The 17,223-nt window shown below is 37.5% G+C and carries 13 protein-coding genes; 6 read left to right on the top strand and 7 right to left on the bottom strand.

Annotated features, from left to right (window positions below; all coding sequences use genetic code 11):
• Nucleotides 1–26: 26 nt before the first annotated feature.
• The 3 genes from OLM54_RS05085 (at nucleotide 27) to OLM54_RS05095 (ending at nucleotide 6,047) form a co-directional block, all read left to right on the top strand.
• Nucleotides 27–2,969, top strand: a complete 2,943-nt coding sequence (locus tag OLM54_RS05085) for an Ig-like domain-containing protein (protein WP_264537519.1) — start codon at nucleotides 27–29, stop codon at nucleotides 2,967–2,969.
• A 367-nt stretch (nucleotides 2,970–3,336) separates the two neighbouring features.
• On the top strand, nucleotides 3,337–3,744 hold the full coding sequence (locus OLM54_RS05090; protein ID WP_264537520.1) for an aegerolysin family protein: 408 nt from the start codon (nucleotides 3,337–3,339) through the stop codon (nucleotides 3,742–3,744).
• Nucleotides 3,745–3,800: 56 nt separating this feature from the next.
• Entirely contained in the window at nucleotides 3,801–6,047 is a 2,247-nt protein-coding gene (locus OLM54_RS05095) for a hypothetical protein (protein ID WP_264537521.1), read from the top strand.
• A 205-nt stretch (nucleotides 6,048–6,252) separates the two neighbouring features.
• Here the strand turns inward: OLM54_RS05095 and OLM54_RS05100 are convergent, their stop codons facing one another.
• The gene (locus tag OLM54_RS05100; protein ID WP_264537522.1) at nucleotides 6,253–6,807 is read right to left on the bottom strand and encodes a hypothetical protein; all 555 of its coding nucleotides are present in this window, start codon (nucleotides 6,805–6,807) and stop codon (nucleotides 6,253–6,255) included.
• A gap of 293 nt (nucleotides 6,808–7,100) precedes the next feature.
• Between OLM54_RS05100 and OLM54_RS05105 the strand changes: the two genes are divergently transcribed.
• The 3 genes from OLM54_RS05105 to OLM54_RS05115 all read left to right on the top strand — a co-directional run bounded on the left by OLM54_RS05105 (nucleotide 7,101) and on the right by OLM54_RS05115 (nucleotide 11,955).
• The gene (locus OLM54_RS05105) at nucleotides 7,101–9,485 is read left to right on the top strand and encodes an arylsulfatase (RefSeq protein ID WP_264537523.1); all 2,385 of its coding nucleotides are present in this window, start codon (nucleotides 7,101–7,103) and stop codon (nucleotides 9,483–9,485) included.
• 240 nt (nucleotides 9,486–9,725) lie between these two features.
• Nucleotides 9,726–10,895, top strand: a complete 1,170-nt coding sequence (locus OLM54_RS05110; protein ID WP_264537524.1) for a PQQ-binding-like beta-propeller repeat protein — start codon at nucleotides 9,726–9,728, stop codon at nucleotides 10,893–10,895.
• A 37-nt stretch (nucleotides 10,896–10,932) separates the two neighbouring features.
• Entirely contained in the window at nucleotides 10,933–11,955 is a 1,023-nt protein-coding gene (locus OLM54_RS05115; protein ID WP_264537525.1) for an LLM class flavin-dependent oxidoreductase, read from the top strand.
• 56 nt (nucleotides 11,956–12,011) lie between these two features.
• On the opposite strand, the gene OLM54_RS05120 is transcribed toward OLM54_RS05115, so the two are convergent.
• The 6 genes from OLM54_RS05120 to OLM54_RS05145 all read right to left on the bottom strand — a co-directional run bounded on the left by OLM54_RS05120 (nucleotide 12,012) and on the right by OLM54_RS05145 (nucleotide 17,202).
• Nucleotides 12,012–12,779: a LytR/AlgR family response regulator transcription factor gene (locus OLM54_RS05120; protein WP_264537526.1), complete on the bottom strand. Its 768-nt coding sequence runs from the start codon at nucleotides 12,777–12,779 to the stop codon at nucleotides 12,012–12,014.
• 44 nt (nucleotides 12,780–12,823) lie between these two features.
• Nucleotides 12,824–13,315 carry a peptide-methionine (S)-S-oxide reductase MsrA gene (msrA, locus tag OLM54_RS05125; protein ID WP_264537527.1) on the bottom strand — a complete coding sequence of 164 codons (492 nt, stop codon included), beginning with the start codon at nucleotides 13,313–13,315 and terminating at the stop codon, nucleotides 12,824–12,826.
• Nucleotides 13,316–13,350: 35 nt separating this feature from the next.
• On the bottom strand, nucleotides 13,351–13,968 hold the full coding sequence (locus OLM54_RS05130) for a TMEM175 family protein (RefSeq protein WP_264537528.1): 618 nt from the start codon (nucleotides 13,966–13,968) through the stop codon (nucleotides 13,351–13,353).
• Nucleotides 13,969–13,989: 21 nt separating this feature from the next.
• The gene (locus OLM54_RS05135; RefSeq protein ID WP_264537529.1) at nucleotides 13,990–14,577 is read right to left on the bottom strand and encodes a DUF2652 domain-containing protein; all 588 of its coding nucleotides are present in this window, start codon (nucleotides 14,575–14,577) and stop codon (nucleotides 13,990–13,992) included.
• Between the two features lie 128 nt (nucleotides 14,578–14,705).
• Entirely contained in the window at nucleotides 14,706–15,917 is a 1,212-nt protein-coding gene (locus OLM54_RS05140; RefSeq protein ID WP_264537530.1) for an epoxide hydrolase family protein, read from the bottom strand.
• A 103-nt stretch (nucleotides 15,918–16,020) separates the two neighbouring features.
• The gene (locus tag OLM54_RS05145) at nucleotides 16,021–17,202 is read right to left on the bottom strand and encodes an epoxide hydrolase family protein (RefSeq protein ID WP_264537531.1); all 1,182 of its coding nucleotides are present in this window, start codon (nucleotides 17,200–17,202) and stop codon (nucleotides 16,021–16,023) included.
• Nucleotides 17,203–17,223 lie beyond the last annotated feature (21 nt).

Raw genomic sequence — 17,223 nt, forward strand, 5'->3', positions numbered from 1 at the left:
CAAACTAATTTAAAAAAACCGAAATTATGAGAAACAAATTACATGCTATTTTTTTTAAAAGAGACAATTATTGCCACCTTATATTGGTGTTTTTTGTGCTCTTAACTTCAAATTTATATGCGCAGCGTGGTTATTATGATGCGCCATATAAAAGGTATGAAGCAAACACAGGACAACTGTCTAATGGTGCTGCGGTTACTTCAAAATCATATGTTCAGTCTGATCTTCAGTCTGAAGCGTCAGATCAGCAATGTGTTAATTTGTCCGCTACGAACGCTACAGTTCAATGGACGCTTACTGAAGCCGCTGACGGACTTGTAATTCGATACAGTGTTCCTGACGGACAATCTGGAACTGTAGGCGTGTATAACGGCAACACAAAGTTGACAACGCTGACTTTGACTTCGACCTGGTCGTGGGAATATTTGTGGAGTAACGGAAATCCAAATAATAACGGAATCACGAATCAAAACCCAAGAATGCGATTTGACGAAGTACGCTACAAACTTCCTGCTAAAATAGCGGTATCGGGAACTTTAAAACTGGTGAGAGAATCAGGAAATATTCACTTGGATTTTGCTGAGATGGAACCAGTTCCAACGGCCGTTACTGCACCAGCCGGTTCTGTAACGTATACCGGAAACGGAAGTGATCTTCAAACTTTTATTGATGCAAACGGCGGTAAAAAAATATTTGTTCCGAGTGGAGTTTATAACGTGAATCGCGAATTGTATTTTGGTTCTGCCAATACTTCTTTAATAGGTGCGGGAATGTGGTATACGCAAATTAATTTTACTAACACAAGCAGTTTAAATGGTGGATTACGTGCCAATGCAAGTAACATTTCGTTTACGGATCTTTATTTAACGACAAATTCAGCTTCAAGAAGTAATTCTTATAAAGCTATAAATGGCGTTTTTACAAGTGGTTCTACGGTAAGAAATATTTGGGCAGAACATTTTGAATGTGGCGCCTGGATTGCACAATATAATACGGGAGGTCCGGCAATTGCTGATGGATTTACTTTATCGCATTGCCGTTTTAGAAATAATTATGCCGATGGGATTAACCTTTGCAAAGGAACTGCAAATTCAGTTGTAGAGCATTGTAATTTTAGAAACAATGGCGATGACGATCAGGCGATTTGGTCTGCTGACGGACTGGAATGTATCAATAATACGTTTAGATACAATACGTCAGAAAACTGCTGGCGTGCTTGTGGTTTGGCTATTTACGGCGGAAAAAATAACAAAGGCTACAATTTAATTATAAAAGACAATCTTGAAGCGGGTATCAGAGTTAGTAATAATTTTCCGGGAGCGCCATTTAATAATGACGGAATGCATGAAATTCACGATATTACGGTAACAGCATGCGGAACTTTTAATGATACGTATAATAATCCGGTTGCGGCTGTGGATATTTTTAGCGCGACTAATGCGGGATCTCAGGTTAAAAACGTTCAGCTTTATAATATCGATATTTTAGATTCAAGAAATGATGCTATTTCGATCAGTAAAAGATCGGGAGATGGTATTTATAATCTTAGTTTTAAAGATATTACAGTTAACGGAACAGGCAAGGAATATCCAAATAATAATGCGCTTAACAGAAATTGGGGCAGAGGTTTTTTTGTACTTATAGCAGGCTCTCCTGCCGGAAATGGTACGTATTGCAATATGAATTATTCTAACAGAGGCGGTAATGCTACGGCAAATGAAGAAATTAGCGCCATTGGCACATTTTCATGGACAGCAGGAAGTAATTGTTCAAGTACTCCAATTGCGGTTACAGGAATTACGGTTACGCCAACCACAGCTACTTTGGGCGTTGGCGCAACTCAGCAACTAACACCAACTGTTGCTCCGGCAAATGCCACGAACAAAACAGTAACTTATAGTTCTAATAATACGGGTGTGGCAACTGTAAATGGTTCAGGTTTAGTTACTGCAATTGCTTCGGGATCTGCAACGATAACGGTTACAACGCAGGATGGTAACAAAACGGCAACTGCTGTAATTACCGTAAATTCATCAAACGTAGCGGTAACAAGCGTGAGTCTTAGCCCAGCATCGGCAACATTGGCTGTGGGCGCAACACAACAATTAACTCCAACAGTTTTACCATCGAATGCGACGAATAAAGCGGTTAGTTATGCATCAAACAATACGGGCGTGGCAACGGTTAATTCTTCAGGTTTGGTGACGGCAATTGCCAACGGAACCGCAACAATTACAGTAACAACGGCTGATGGAAATAAAACAAGCACGGCAGCAATTACGGTTAACACGGCGACAGGAAATTACTTTACTATTAAAAACAGATGGACAGGTAATTATTTATACGATGCCGGAGCCAATGTAGGATATGGCGCAACTGTTGCCAACAATAACTACAAATGGGAGAAAGTTGCCATTGATGCCACATATTATATTTTAAAAAATGTAGGTACGGGAGATATAATGCATATCGAAAACCTGACTGGCGCGGTGCAATGTACTGCAGGATCAACAGGTTGGTATAGTGCGCAATGGTCGACAGAAAATGTTGATGTTACGTGGGTGAGAATTAAAAACAGATGGCAGACAGGAAGTATGATTCATATTGAAAACCTGAATGGTTCTGCTCAATATGTTGGAGGTCAGAACAATTGGGAAAGTGCGCAATGGCAATTTCAAACTACCTCAACATCAAAAAGAGTGAATGAAACAGAGGTAGCGGCAGAGAATAATACGTTTGTTAGTATTTATCCAAACCCTTCAATCAATAAGGAATTTAATATTGTTTTGCCGGAATTAAAAGCAGATGAGATGGCAACAATAACCGTTACTGATATTAGCGGAAGAAAGGTTTTGGTAAGAAAACTAAACACATCTTCAAAAATTAATCATGATTTAGCCGCAGGAATTTATGTGGTTACAATTAGTTCCAACGATTTTAATGTTTCTAAAAAATTGATTGTTAAATAATTTGATTAAACTATAGTTTCAAAGGCATTTGAGCGGCTTTATTTATGCGTTCAAATTGTTTAAACAGAATAAAAAAATCCCATTTCGAAAGAAATGGGATTTTTGTTTTTAGGGACTTTCCCGAAAGAGTTGTGCAAGTTAGCTGCATGAATTGTGAATCTGAAAAATATAATAAAGCCATTTTCTGCTTATAACAATAAATGAATCCGTCATACCCAAAAAAAGTCCATTCGTAACAATTAATAGAATGTCAGTTTCAATTCAGTTTACATTTATCCTAAATAAAAATAGTGGAGCAGAACCCACTTAAAAAAAACGAGGCAATATCCGAAAGGCCAAGAAGTAGGAAAACTAAAATTAAATTATTATGGCATACGCACAATGGATTGAAGTAAAGCTTGTATCAGAGAACATGACCTTAAAAGTACAAAACGCATCATTAAGTTGGGGCAAATTTTACGAATCAGGGAATAAAGACAAAGAAATTAGTTCTGATGAAATCAATAAAATAACAGTGGCTTCGGGTAAAACTGCCTCGGTTAATTCTTGTGGAAGATCAGATGCTTCGTCTGGAACAGAAGGTAGTTTTGACCTGTATGACGGAGATACCAAAATTGGAAGATTTAATTGGGATTGTCCATGGGGGAAAAAGGATAATAATTTTGGCTGGACTCAGGTTGAAGCCACTAAAACCGCTTATAGTACAAGCCGCGATGGTGGTAATACAAGTTCAGGAGCGATAGGTAACGTTACAATTACTTGTATCAAATTATAATCATCACGAGATTATATAAAAACCTATTTCTACACAATAACTAATTTACAAATAGTATGGAAAATACAAAGGAAACCACAAAGGAAACCCTAAAGGAAACCCTAAAGGAAGCTACTGGCGCAGGCGCAATTAATCCTTTTTACGGGGTTGAAGTAGGAAGTATTATCAGAGGCAATTCAGGACTATTTCAGGCAACTGTAATAAAAGCACCTATTACCAGAATGATTCCTGATAAAGAGGTGAAACAAACCATGACCGGAGGCAGTTCGTATGCTTATACAGACAGTTTAAATCAGGGTTCAGTGGGTGTTTCGGGATCATACGGAATATCCGGACTTGCAAGTGTTAATGCCGGATTATCTGTTTATGCAGGTAATTCTGTTGCAGAACTGACCAAGAAAGTGGCTGTTAATTATAATGTACAAATGCTGTCTGGCGTAGAGTATGTAAATTTTAACGAGCTAAAAGCAGAGGATTTTATCAATGCTTTGCAGGAAAGTCCGAAAGAAATGGCAATGGAAGCATTAGACAAATATAATGCGTTGATGAAAAAAGTAGGAACCGGTAACTTATTACTCCTTATGCAGGAACCGGCAAAACATCCTGAAATTGTTAAACTTGTTGAAGAATGGGTAAAATCTGTTCAGCTTTTTTTTAAGGAACATGGCGACGGAATTGTCGTTGGTGTTGTTTGGGGAGGTATGGGAACGGTTTCTTTAGAAATGAGCTCTTCATCTGGCGAAAGCAGCTGGAAATATGGCAGCAAAGGAAACTTCACTTATTCCGGCGTTGGTAAAGCCATAACGGTAGAAGCCGCTTATGATGGAAGCAATTCTAAAAGAGAATCGAAAGTTGATGTAAAAACAGGTTCATGGTCAAGTGGAGGCTGTGTTCAGGCACAAGTTACTAAATGGAGTGAAATTGTAGAAGGCAAGGCTTTTAGCGAAATTAGCTCGATCAGCCTGCTTGAAAAAGCGCCTCAGGTTAGTACAGTGAAAGATCCGCCAAAAGTACCGGAATTTAAAACACCTGCAAAAGACCCAAAGGTTACGGATAAAATAAAAGAAATCACGAGTTTAGATAGTTTAGAAGCTTTTGCAAAGGCATCTGCTTATGAAAAAGCCAAACAAACAGAAAGCGGTTTAACATTAGACGAATTTTTAAGACGTTCTGCACAAAGGGCAAATCCGGAGGCTGTTGTTGAACTTAGAAATGACGTTGCCGCCAATAATTTGGATGTGCTCGAAGATGATCTTTTACAATTAAGAGCAAGTGTTAACGAAAGTTTTAAAGCAATCGGACAGTTGGAAACCAAGGATGTTAAAAAACCTGATTCACAAAAAAAAGATGATAGTTTTACCGTACTTGGCACATGGATTAGTAATTGGCCGGATATATTTCCGTGGATGGCGACCGGTTATTTAAACGCCATAGACGATACAAGTTCGACACAGGGAATTATTAAAAAGCAATGTATACTTCAGGATTTTCTAACTTTAGGAAAAACGTATTATATGCTTGACGCCAGCGGAATTTCAAATACCGATTTTAAAATGTCTCCTTTTTCGCAAATTGCAGCTTCATTCAGCCATCAGGCAGGATTTATCAGAGATAATTTTGATAACGCAGATGTTATAAAATTGGCTTATGATGATTTGAGCAACGATGCAAAAAAGATTTACACAAAATGGAACGAAATTAAATTTTTGCGCAGCGCAGAGTTAGGATTGGGAGTAATGTATGATGGTAAAACGTCTATTACGAGTACAATTACCAAAACAGATCACGTTGGATATACGAGAGTATGGTATAAAATGGAAGACTGTTCTTTTTTACCTAAAAATTACAGTGCTTTTAGTTCCTTTTTAAAAGTGATTCCATTTATTACACCTGCCGGAGATGTGTATGGTTTTGGACCTTCTCAAATGTTGTTAAATCAAGTGACAAGTGATGGAGCCATATTTTCTAAAAATCCGTTGGTTGCCGCTAAACTTACGGTAGATATGGACAAGCGCGTATTGAAAAAAGGCGATATGATACTTTATCCTGTTCGATTTGATGCCGCAAAAGATATTTCATCTTCATGGCAAGGTCAAAGTATTAGTACGAATGTTGCCTCTATAAAAAACATCAACGAACATCTTGATCATGCCATAAAAGCCATGAAAGATTTAAACGTTTATAGTTTTAGCAGCAGCAACTGGAAACCAAACTGGAAACCGGAAAATTATTATAGCATTAACAGCATTAAAAAACAATATATTGGAATTGTAGAGGAGTTACATAACGTTTTTGGTAACTAACATTCAATTTAAATATTCGTTTTAATATAAAATATCCAGTCAAAATAGGCATATAAACTATTTAGGCTGGATATTTTTAATTTTAGATTATAGATTATAGATTATAGATTATAGACATTAGACACGAAGCTTCGGGATTAGATTTTTCCCCCGAAACTCACAATTCACATTTAACATTTAACAATTCACATTTAACATTTCACAATTAACAATTCACAATTCTCGCCACATCTGCTTTAAGCATTTCTGTTATTTTTTGCATTGCATTTGGTTCTTGTTGTTCGTAATTTTTATTAAGTACGAGATATGAACTTTGTTCTTGGGAATAGGAATGCGTAAAATTTTCAGGATGAAAAAAGGATTCTGTAAAGTGTTTATAAACCAAAAGACGTTTGGTTGCATTAAATCCCGTTTTACCTAATTCTTCGGTCGTTGGACTTGCAATAAAACCAAATGAAGCAAGGGGATTTTGCTCATAAATTGACATTCCAATTTTTACGCAGGTTAAGAGAACCTTTCTTGCTTTAGCATGTCCAATATTAATAAGTACATTAAATTTATCGTGATTGTCACGGTGATTTTCAAGACAAAATTTAAGCACATAAAAATGATGCTGGTATTCCTCAACCGTTACCATATACCGATTTTCGTCTACATTAAATTTATAAACATGTACGGCTTTAAAATAATGATCTGGATTATTTGCTTTCTCTACGTTGTAATAGTCAAAATTATAAGCTTGTAATACGGACAGCTCCATACAAATTAGATAGTGTTTTTTGAAAAATATTTATTCATGTCAGCATTTGACTCGTGATTGTAAATATACAATAATTCCGCAGGAACAAAATATAGTGTAAAGATGTCCCGAAGCTTCGGGATTAATCCATCATTGGCAAGTTTTACACATTAATTCGTTCCAAATTACAATCTGCAACATGATTTTACTTTTAATTACAGCTATAAAATACACTAATAATTAATTTTAATCTACTATTTAAAGCTTCATTATCAGTTGTTAAAAGGATCTATGTAACCTTAAACTATACAATCATGAAAATTTTAAAGATTCTCATTTTATTATACTGTACAACAGTTATGGCACAAAAGCCGGGAGAAAAGAAATTTGGCGGAGATATTAAATTAGATATTCGGGATTCAAAACCTGACTGGCCTGCATTTCTAGAGCCAAAAGCGCCAAAAGACGCTCCAAATGTTCTTATCATTTTATATGATGATACTGGTTTTGCAGCGTGGTCGCCTTATGGAGGGCGAATTAATATGCCTGTTATGGACGATTTGGCAAAAAACGGACTTACGTATACGCAATGGCATACGACATCGGTATGTTCGCCAACGCGCTCTACATTATTAACAGGACGTAATCATCATCAAAACGGATTTGGTTCTATTTCAGAATCTGCTGTCGGATTTCCGGGTTACAGCGGGCATATTCCAAAAGAAAATGCTACGCTCGCCACAGTGCTTCGTCAGGCGGGATGGTCTACATTCTGGATCGGTAAAAACCATAACGTTCCGGTTGATGCGCTGGATATGGCTTCATCAAAAGAGCGCTGGCCGCTTGGGCTTGGTTTCGACCGATTTTACGGTTTTATAGGAGGAGAAACCAATCAGTGGTATCCAAGTCTTATAGAAGACAACCATTTTATAGATCAGCCAAAACAGCCGGAAGAAGGCTACCATTTAAGTAAAGATCTTGCCGATAAAGCCATTGCTTATATTCAGGATTCAAAACAATCAAAACCAGATAAACCTTGGTTTATGTGGTATAATCCGGGAGCCAATCACGCACCGCATCACGCGCCTGCTGATTATATCGCCAAGTACAAAGGTAAATTTGACGATGGCTACGAAGCGTACAGAGACTGGGTTTTAAAACGCATGATCGACAAAGGCATTCTTCCAAAAGAAACAAAACTTACGCCTTTAAACCCTATGCCAAAAGGTAAATTTGCAGAAAGCGATATTGTAAGACCGTGGAACAGCCTTTCGGCAGATGAAAAGAAATTATTTAGCCGAATGGCAGAAGTTTATGCCGCTTATTCTGAATTTACGGATGCCGAAGTTGGGCGTGTCATAACATACCTGAAAAATTCAGGACAATTTGATAATACTTTAATTATGTATTGTGCTGATAATGGCGCTTCGGGAGAAGGATCTCCAAACGGATCTGTAAATGAAAATAATTTTTTTAATGCCTATCCGGATGATATAAAGGTTAATTTAAGCATGATTGATAAACTAGGTTCAGAGGATACGTATAATCATTATCCAACAGGATGGGCGGCAGCATTTTCTACACCATTTAAAATGTTTAAAAGATATTCAGGATACAGCGGTGGTACAGCAGATCCACTTGTAATCTCATGGCCAAAAGGCATTAAAGCAAAAGGAGAAATTAGAAGCCAATATTATCACTGTACAGATATTGTGCCTACCATATTAGATGCCTGCGGTGTAACGATGCCAGGCGTTGTAGACGGTGTGAAGCAAACGCCTCTTGCGGGTGTTTCTATGAGAAGCAGTTTTGATAATGCAAAAGCGCCAACAGCCAAGAAAGTTCAATACTATGAAATGGTGGGTACAAGAGGTATTTGGAAAGAGGGCTGGAAAGCAACAGCAATTCATGGCGCATTGCCCGTAAATATTGGAAATTTTGATAAAGACCAATGGGAATTGTACCATGTAGATGCTGACCGATCAGAATCGACAGATCTTGCGGCAAAATATCCTGATAAACTAAAAGAGCTGCAACAGGTTTGGATGGATGAAGCAAAAAAATATAATGTACTGCCATTAAGTGATCTATCGATTCCTGAATTTCACAAATTAGAATATCACAAAGAAGTTCCTGCTGATGGTCGTTTTATTTATTATCCGGGAACTACAGAAGTACCGGAAGCTTCTGCAGCGCCAACTTTGGGACGTTCTTTTAAATTTTTGGCAGAATTAGAATTAACAAAAAACACAAAAGGCGTTATCGTTTCTCAGGGATCGCGTTTTGGAGGTTACAGCTTATTTGCTAAAGATGGAAAACTTACTTATGTATATAATTTCCTTGGTCTTGCACCAGAGCAGGTTTTAACGGCTTCATTGCCTGCAAGTGGAAAACATATCGTAGGAGTTGAATTTGTAAAAGAAAAAATGAGCGAAAAAAATGAGACATTAGGAAAAATGAAGCTTTATATAGACGGAAAAGTGGCAGATGAAAAACCATTCCGTACGCAGGCGGGGCATTATGCATTATCAGGTGAAGGTTTATGTATAGGTCGTGACAGCGGTGATCCGGTAAGCAAACAATATAAAGCAAAATTCGATTTTGCAGACGGTACAATTGATAAAGTAGTTTACGATGTCAGTAACGACGCTTATCAGAATGTTGAAAATGAATTTAAAGTAAAGATGGCGAAAGAGTAAGCTAATAAACCTGATAGGTTTTCAAAACCTGTCAGGTTTCGATATGTTTCCTGCAAGGTTTTTAAAACCTTACAGGTATAAAATCCGAACCTTAATTTCACAATTCAAAGAACTTATAACCTGTAAAATCCTATAATAAATTTTTACTATATTTGGCGTGGATATTGATTTGTTTAACGAATTCAAGATGTTTAAATTCAGAATATTGAATCAATTTTTTATCAACCCCAAATTTTAAAAATGAAAAAAAATCTAATAACTCTTTTATTTGTATTTACTGTTATAAATATATTTGGGCAAGCGCCAACCACAGATTTAATCGTTAATGACAAAGTCGTTCATAAAGTTATAAAACCAATTACAAAAGTTCCGTTAGACGAAGCGTCAATCCTGATTTATGATTACGACGGTACTCTTTTTTCATTTGATTTAGAATCTGAATCTATTGTATGGACTGTAAAAGCGACGGATGCCTTTACAGAAATGTGCGCAAATGCAATAACATTGCAGGATGGCGTTATATACGTTCCGTTTATTAACGGTGAAATTTTCGCAATTGACAACCAAACAGGTGCTATTTTTTGGAAATCAAGATTAGGAAATGTTACAGATCAAATTATCTTAAAAGATCAGGCTCCTGTTATAAATAATGGAAAACTGTATATAACGGCTAAAAATCCAAATAATAACATTTATGCCCTCGATATAAAAAACGGAAGTTTAATATGGAATTATAAACTTGATGCTGGAGATAGCCATACGCCGGTTCTTGTTTTTGATAATAAAGTTTTTACTCAAAGTGCGAACAGCTTTTATAGTTTTGAAGCCAATACCGGAAAACTTGTGTACCAAAAAACCTTCGAAGAACCTATTACCGGAAAACCTGTAACAGATGGTGAAAATGTATTTGTAGCAAATGAAAAAGATGTGGTTTATGCTTTAAGTCCGAATAAACCGGATATTTTATGGGAATTTAAATTAGCTGAAAATCAACATACAATCAAAGAGCGTATATTTTGCAAAGACAATAAAGTATATTTTGCAGCACAAGGCCCGGAAGTTTCTTCTATATACGCTGTAGATTCAAAAACAGGAACTCAAATTTGGAAAAGAGATTTTATAGGAGACAACATCGATTATATCCTTGAGGAAAGTGATAATATTTGGGGATATACGCATAAAGCAAGACTTTTTCAATTAGACATAACGAATGGTGAAATAGCATTTGAAGTAAAATTGACAACCAAACCAATTTCAAATCTTGAATTTGCAGATGATGATTCCCTGTTTTATTATTCTGACGCTGCTTTAATTCAATTTGAATTTAAATCAAAAGACGAAAACGAAGTGTATCTTCGAACTTCTATAAAAGACGACGTTTATAGCGCATATGTAAAGAAAATTAGATAATAAAAAAGCTGAGCTATAAATAAAAACAATGCTATCTATGAAGAAAATAGGATTTTTATCGTTTGGGCACTGGGCCAATCATCCTTCCTATCAGGCTCGTACGGCAAGCGATACACTACTGCAATCCATTGATTTGGCTGTTGCTGCAGAAGAAATCGGTTTGGATGGTGCTTACTTTCGTGTACATCATTTTGCAAAACAGCTGGCGTCGCCTTTTCCATTGCTTGCGGCAATAGGCGCCAAAACAAGCAAAATAGAAATAGGAACAGGAGTTATTGATATGCGGTATGAAAATCCTCTATATATGGTGGAAGATGCCGGTGCAGCAGACTTAATTTCAGAAGGACGTTTACAATTAGGAATTAGCAGGGGATCACCGGAACAGGTTATTGATGGCTGGCGTTCTTTTGGTTATGAACCTCAGGAAGGTGAAACGGATGCTGATATGGGACGTAAAAAAGCTTTGGAATTTTTAGAGCGACTTAACGGTGTGGGATTTGCTGAGCCAAACCCGTTTCCGATGTTTCCAAATCCGCCTGGTTTATTGCGTCTTGAACCGTATTCTGAAGGATTACGTAACCGAATCTGGTGGGGAGCCGCGTCTAACGCTACTGCTATTTGGGCGGCTGAGAACGGAATGCATCTGCAAAGTTCTACGCTCAAGTATGACGAAAATGGCAAACCTTTTCATGTACAACAAGCAGAACAGATCAGGTTATATAAAGAAGCATGGAAAAAAGCCGGACATCAACATGAAGCACGCGTTTCGGTAAGCCGTTCTATTTTTGCATTAATGACAGATCAGGATAGAGCTTACTTTGGAGATCAGGGCAGAGGGTCGGATAGTTTTGGTAATATAGAAAGTGACAAACGGGCAATCTTTGGAAAGAGTTATGCTGCTGAGCCGGAAAAACTCATCGCAGAGCTGGCTCAGGACGAAGCTATTCAGGAAGCAGATACGCTGTTGCTCACAATTCCCAACACATTGGGGGTTGATTATAATGTACATATACTATCGTCTATATTAGAACATATTGCCCCGGAATTGGGCTGGCGATAAAATTTATTAAAAAACAAATGCAGCGAATTGCTGCATTTGTTTTTAATATATTATTATTATCGGCATTCCATCCAGTTTAAAAAATGAGTTGCCTTGTCTTTACCTACAAATAATTTCTCGTCTGTAGAAACGCTGAGTTTTACCAACAGCTTGCGCGCAAAATAATGTTCGACTTCTTTAATTGCATTAAAATTGACCAAATATTGCCTGTTAATCCTATAAAACAGCGTAGGCGAAAGCAGTTTGTATATATCCTCAAGTGATGGTGCAAGCGGATACTCTTTTCTTTCAAAAGTTACAACAGAAGTCATTTCCTTTTTAATACAGAAATAGGCAATATTCTCTGTTTGAATGGTCACATATTTGTTGTTTTTAAAAAGAAGAAAACTGCGTTTACCGGTTTGCTCTCCGCTTAAAGTAAGCAGATATTCCAGATCCGGAAGGTCTTTTTTATTTCTTTGGAAAAAGTTTTTCAGTTCTGCCACTTTTTTCATCGCCTGCGCAATACTTTCTCGTGAAAAAGGTTTCAGTACATAATCAATGCCATTGGACTTAAAAGCATCAATGGCATAGTTATCATAAGCCGTACAGAAGATAACAGGAGACATAATCTTTACCTTTTTGAAAATTTCAAAACATAACCCGTCAGATAAATGTATATCCATAAATATAACATCAGGCGGATCATTTTCATTAAGATAATTTACCGCATCTGTAATATTTTGAATATACGACAGGATTTGTATGTCGGGCCGAATGCTTGTAATAAGCTGTCCCAGAGCCTTAAATACCTTAACTTCGTCTTCAATTATTATTGCAGTCATGTTCATTAGTTTTGATAGCAATGACTTTTTGTTTACAGCGCTTTTTACAAGAAAGTGTCAAATCGTTCAAAATGACAAGTGTAGCCATTTGGATTTTTTACCAGATAGTCCTGATGGTATTCTTCGGCAGGCCAGAATTTTGTATATGGTTCCAGAGTAGTTACTACTTTACCGGACCAGCGCCCTGAATCATCTACAATATTGATCACTTCTTTGGCGCTCTCTTCTTCCTCTTTATCCTGAATAAATAGGGCAGATCTGTAACTTGATCCCATATCATTTCCCTGTTGATTCATTGTTGTTGGATCATGAACCCTGAAAAAATAATCAAGAAGTTCGCTGTATGATGTTTCATTTGGATCGTATGTAATTTCTAATCCTTCTGCGTGACCCGGATGGTTATGGTAAGTAGGATTTTCATTGCTTCCGCCCAAATAACCTACTTGTGTATCTTTTATGCCGGGACGTACTCTAAACAAATCTTCCATTCCCCAAAAACAGCCTCCCGCGATGTAAGCTTTTTTTAAATTTTCCATATTCTATAAATTAATCAAGTGTTTTGTGTGTGTATTTATTTCTCTTTATAATTAAAACTAAAGATAAACCAATAAATCCAAATAAAGTTAATAAGCAACGATACTAAAATTGGAAACCAGAAAGCCAAACCGGTAGAAAGCAGGTATAGAAAAAAAGTAAATTTAACTTTTACCGACAATGACCGTATTGCTGTTTCTGCCATTTCATCTTTTGCAAGTGAATGCGGACGAAGTGCTTTGTGTATTAAAATATTCCAGCTAAGACTGCAAAGTAAAATTATGAAGGTATAAAGCACAACTGCCGGAGCAGCCGCTTTTGTAAAGCCAAATTTAGCCAAAAAAGATGTCGCGAATGGTATCATAACTATTGTTAACAGTAAAAAGACATTTGCATAAACAAATCCGGTACTGGATTTACTGAGCCAGTTCATTGTTTTGTGATGGATAACCCATTGTATGGCAATAATAGAGAAGCTTAAAAGAAAAGCATACGTGGATGACATCAGGGTTGTTAACGAGTTCCACAAATCATCGGGGCTGTGAATTGTTTCTGCTTCCGGCACTTTAAGATCTAAAATTAAAAGGGTTAATGCAATGGCAAAAACGGCATCACAGAAAGCTTCTAATCGATTATTTGCTGATTCATGTGACATAATTACTTTTTTTAAATTAGGCTAATTATCCTTTAAATGACCCAATTGCGTAAAATGAAAAGATATTTCATTATCGTCGACTTTTTTGGTTCCGTGATCCCATTGTATGGAAGGCGTAAATTGCTGAGGAATTTTTCCTTTGGACAGATCATCGGTTATCAGCCAATATTCGTGTTGCTTAATATCATTTTTTAAAAGCTGATGTGCTATTATAATATCTTTGCCAATGAGTTTAAGAAAGTCTTTTATTTTATATTCCGTAAATTCTCCGTAATGCGAAATCACTTTCAAAGAGAGATTAATGGCAGTAACACAGGCTTTGCATTCGCATGTACGTATATTTTCATAGCGCTGCAGCTGTTTATGAAACGATAAAAACATTCTTTCGACCTGTTTATAGGTAACATCTAAATTTGGGCTTGCGCCGAGTTTGTAAAAAAGAATGGCATCGCCTTCAACCTCAGAAACATTAAGTCCCATTTGGTTTGCATCAAGAAGTATTTCGAGCAGTTCTGCGATAATATGCTGACTGTGTTTAAGTTCAACACTGTTTACAAATTGTGTAAATCCGCTGATGTCGGGAATAAATATTAATCCTTTCTGTTTCATTTCAAACTTTATTAATGTCTTTTTCCGTATTTAAATTTACTAAACCGATAAAATAATTTTTGGTTTTTGCCTGATTTTGTAATCAGATAATAAAGGACGACGCGCAAACGCCGTCCTTATTTTTTTAATCAGCGTAATGATCTGAAACCTTCACGAAGATCACCTACAAGAAGTTCCGGCTGTTCCCAGGCAGCAAAGTGTCCTCCTTTATCATGTTTTTTATAATGAATTAAATTAGGATACGCTTTTTCGGCCCAGCTTTTTGGAGCCTGATAAAGTTCGTCAGGAAAAGCACTCACAACCACAGGAACCGTAACTCCGAATGGGGCAACAAATGGATATTTATTTTCCCAATAAAGGCGATATCCGGAAACCGCACTGTTGGTTAACCAGATAAGGGTAACATTATCCAGTACATCATCTTTAGTAAGCCCTTCGGTTTTTCCTTCAAATACGCGTATAATCAGTGCAAGGCTTTTTTGATCGTGGTCTATAAACATTGTTGCCAAACCTACAGGCGAATCTGAAGTTGCGAGCAGCGTTTGTGGGCGTGATCCCATTATAAAGGCATAAGAAACATGTTTGTATGCAAAGCCCAATTGGTCATAAGCTTCTTTTTCTTCATCTGTAAGGCTGTCCGGAGCAGGAAGTCCGCCAAAAGCAGCATTGTTAATTTCAGGCTGTACCGTGCAGGGAAAGTTCGTAGCCATTCCCAATAAATGTTCCGGAAATTTAGATGCCATTACATCAGTAATTAGACCTCCCCAGTCGCCACCCTGCGCTAAAAATTTGTCGTATCCAAGACGTCCCATAAGTTCTACCCACGCTTTTGCGATACGGTCAGGACCCCAGCCGGTTTCGTCAGGTTTTCCGGAGAATCCGTAACCCGGAATTGAAGGGATTACGACATCAAAAGCGTCTTCTGCTTTTCCGCCATAAGCTGTAGGATCTGCAAGCGGATCAATAATTTTTAATTGTTCGATAGTCGAGCCCGGCCATCCATGAGTAACAATAATAGGCAGTGCATTTGGATGTTTGGATTTAACATGGATGAAATGAATGTCGAGACCGTCAATTTCTGTAATAAACTGTGGATATGAATTTAATTTTGCTTCAACCTTGCGCCAGTCATAGTCATTTGCCCAATATTCGGCAAGTGCTTTCATGGTAGCAAGGGGCACACCTTGTGTAAGATCGTTTACAGGCTCTTTTTCTGGCCATCTTGTTGCTGCAATGCGGCGTTTTAAATCATCTAGTTCAGCTTGTGGTGCATGAAATTCGAAAGGACGAATTGCTGTTTTTGTATCTGCTGCCGAAGCAGCTGTAGTTGTATTTCCCATTGTTAAAAATATTAAATTAATAAATTAGTTACGAAGCAATATAATCTTCATAAATAATAGGTTAACAGGGCAGGAGAGGGCTATTCGTAATTGGTTTTTGTATTTATATTCGCAATGATTTAAAAGCTGTTCTGAGCTCGCGGGTAAAAAGCTGTGGCTGTTCCCAAGCAGGGAAATGACCGCCTTTTTCAACAAGGCTGTAATGAATCAAATTAGGATATGCTTTTTCTGCCCACATTCTTGGCAACGGAAAATGCTCATCAGGGAAAACACTCACGGCTACCGGTATTGTAATTCCTTTAGGTGCGAAAAATGAGAATTTATTTTCCCAATAAATACGTGCCGAGGAAACTGCCGTATTGGTCAGCCAAAAAAGAGTGTAATTATCGAGAAGGTCATCTTTTGTCAATCCTTCCGGAATACCAGACAGGATACGCTGAATAAGCTGAAGTCCACGCGGATCAAAATCAATCATAAAACTTAACATTCCCACAGGCGAATCGGTGAGAGAAACTAATGTTTGAGGGCGCGCTCCCATATAAAAGGCATAGTTTACATTTTTATAAGTAAAACTCAATCTCTCAAAAGCTTCTTTTTCTTCAATTGTAAGATCTAAATCAGGCGGCGAACTTGTAAAGGCGGCAGCATCAATTTCGGGTGGAACGGCATTTGGCATGTTGGTATGTATTCCCAAAATATTTTCAGGAAAATCCGCAGCCATTATCTCGGTAATAATTGCGCCCCAATCGCCTCCTTGTGCAAGAAACTTTTGATATCCAAGTCGTTTCATTAACGTTATCCATGCTCGTCCGATACGGTCAGGTCCCCATCCCTGAGAATCTGGTTTTGCTGAAAAACCAAAACCCGGAAGCGACGGAATAACCAGATCAAAAGCATCCTGAGCGGTGCCTCCATAAGCGGTGGGATCAGTAAGCGGACCAATTATTTCGAGATTATGCATTATTGTGGCGGGCCATCCATGCGTAATTAATAAAGGCAATGCGTTTTCATGTTTTGATTTAACGTGGATATAGTGAATATCAAGCCCGTCAATTTCTGTTAAAAATTGCGGATGTGAATTCAGTTTTGTTTCAGCCTTACGCCAATCATACTCATTTTGCCAATAATCAGCCAGCATTTTAATGGTTTGCAGCGGCACTCCCTGAGAGTTATCAGAGACTGTTTCCTTTTCCGGAAATCTTGTTGCAGAAATTCGGCGTTTCAAATCTTCAAGGTCTGCCTGAAATGCCTGAAACCGAAAAGGGCGGATTGCACTATTTTCCATTGTAATAAAGTATTAGATGAA

It is taken from the genome of Flavobacterium sp. N1736 (assembly GCF_025947065.1).
In the GTDB taxonomy this organism is placed as follows: Bacteria; Bacteroidota; Bacteroidia; order Flavobacteriales; family Flavobacteriaceae; genus Flavobacterium.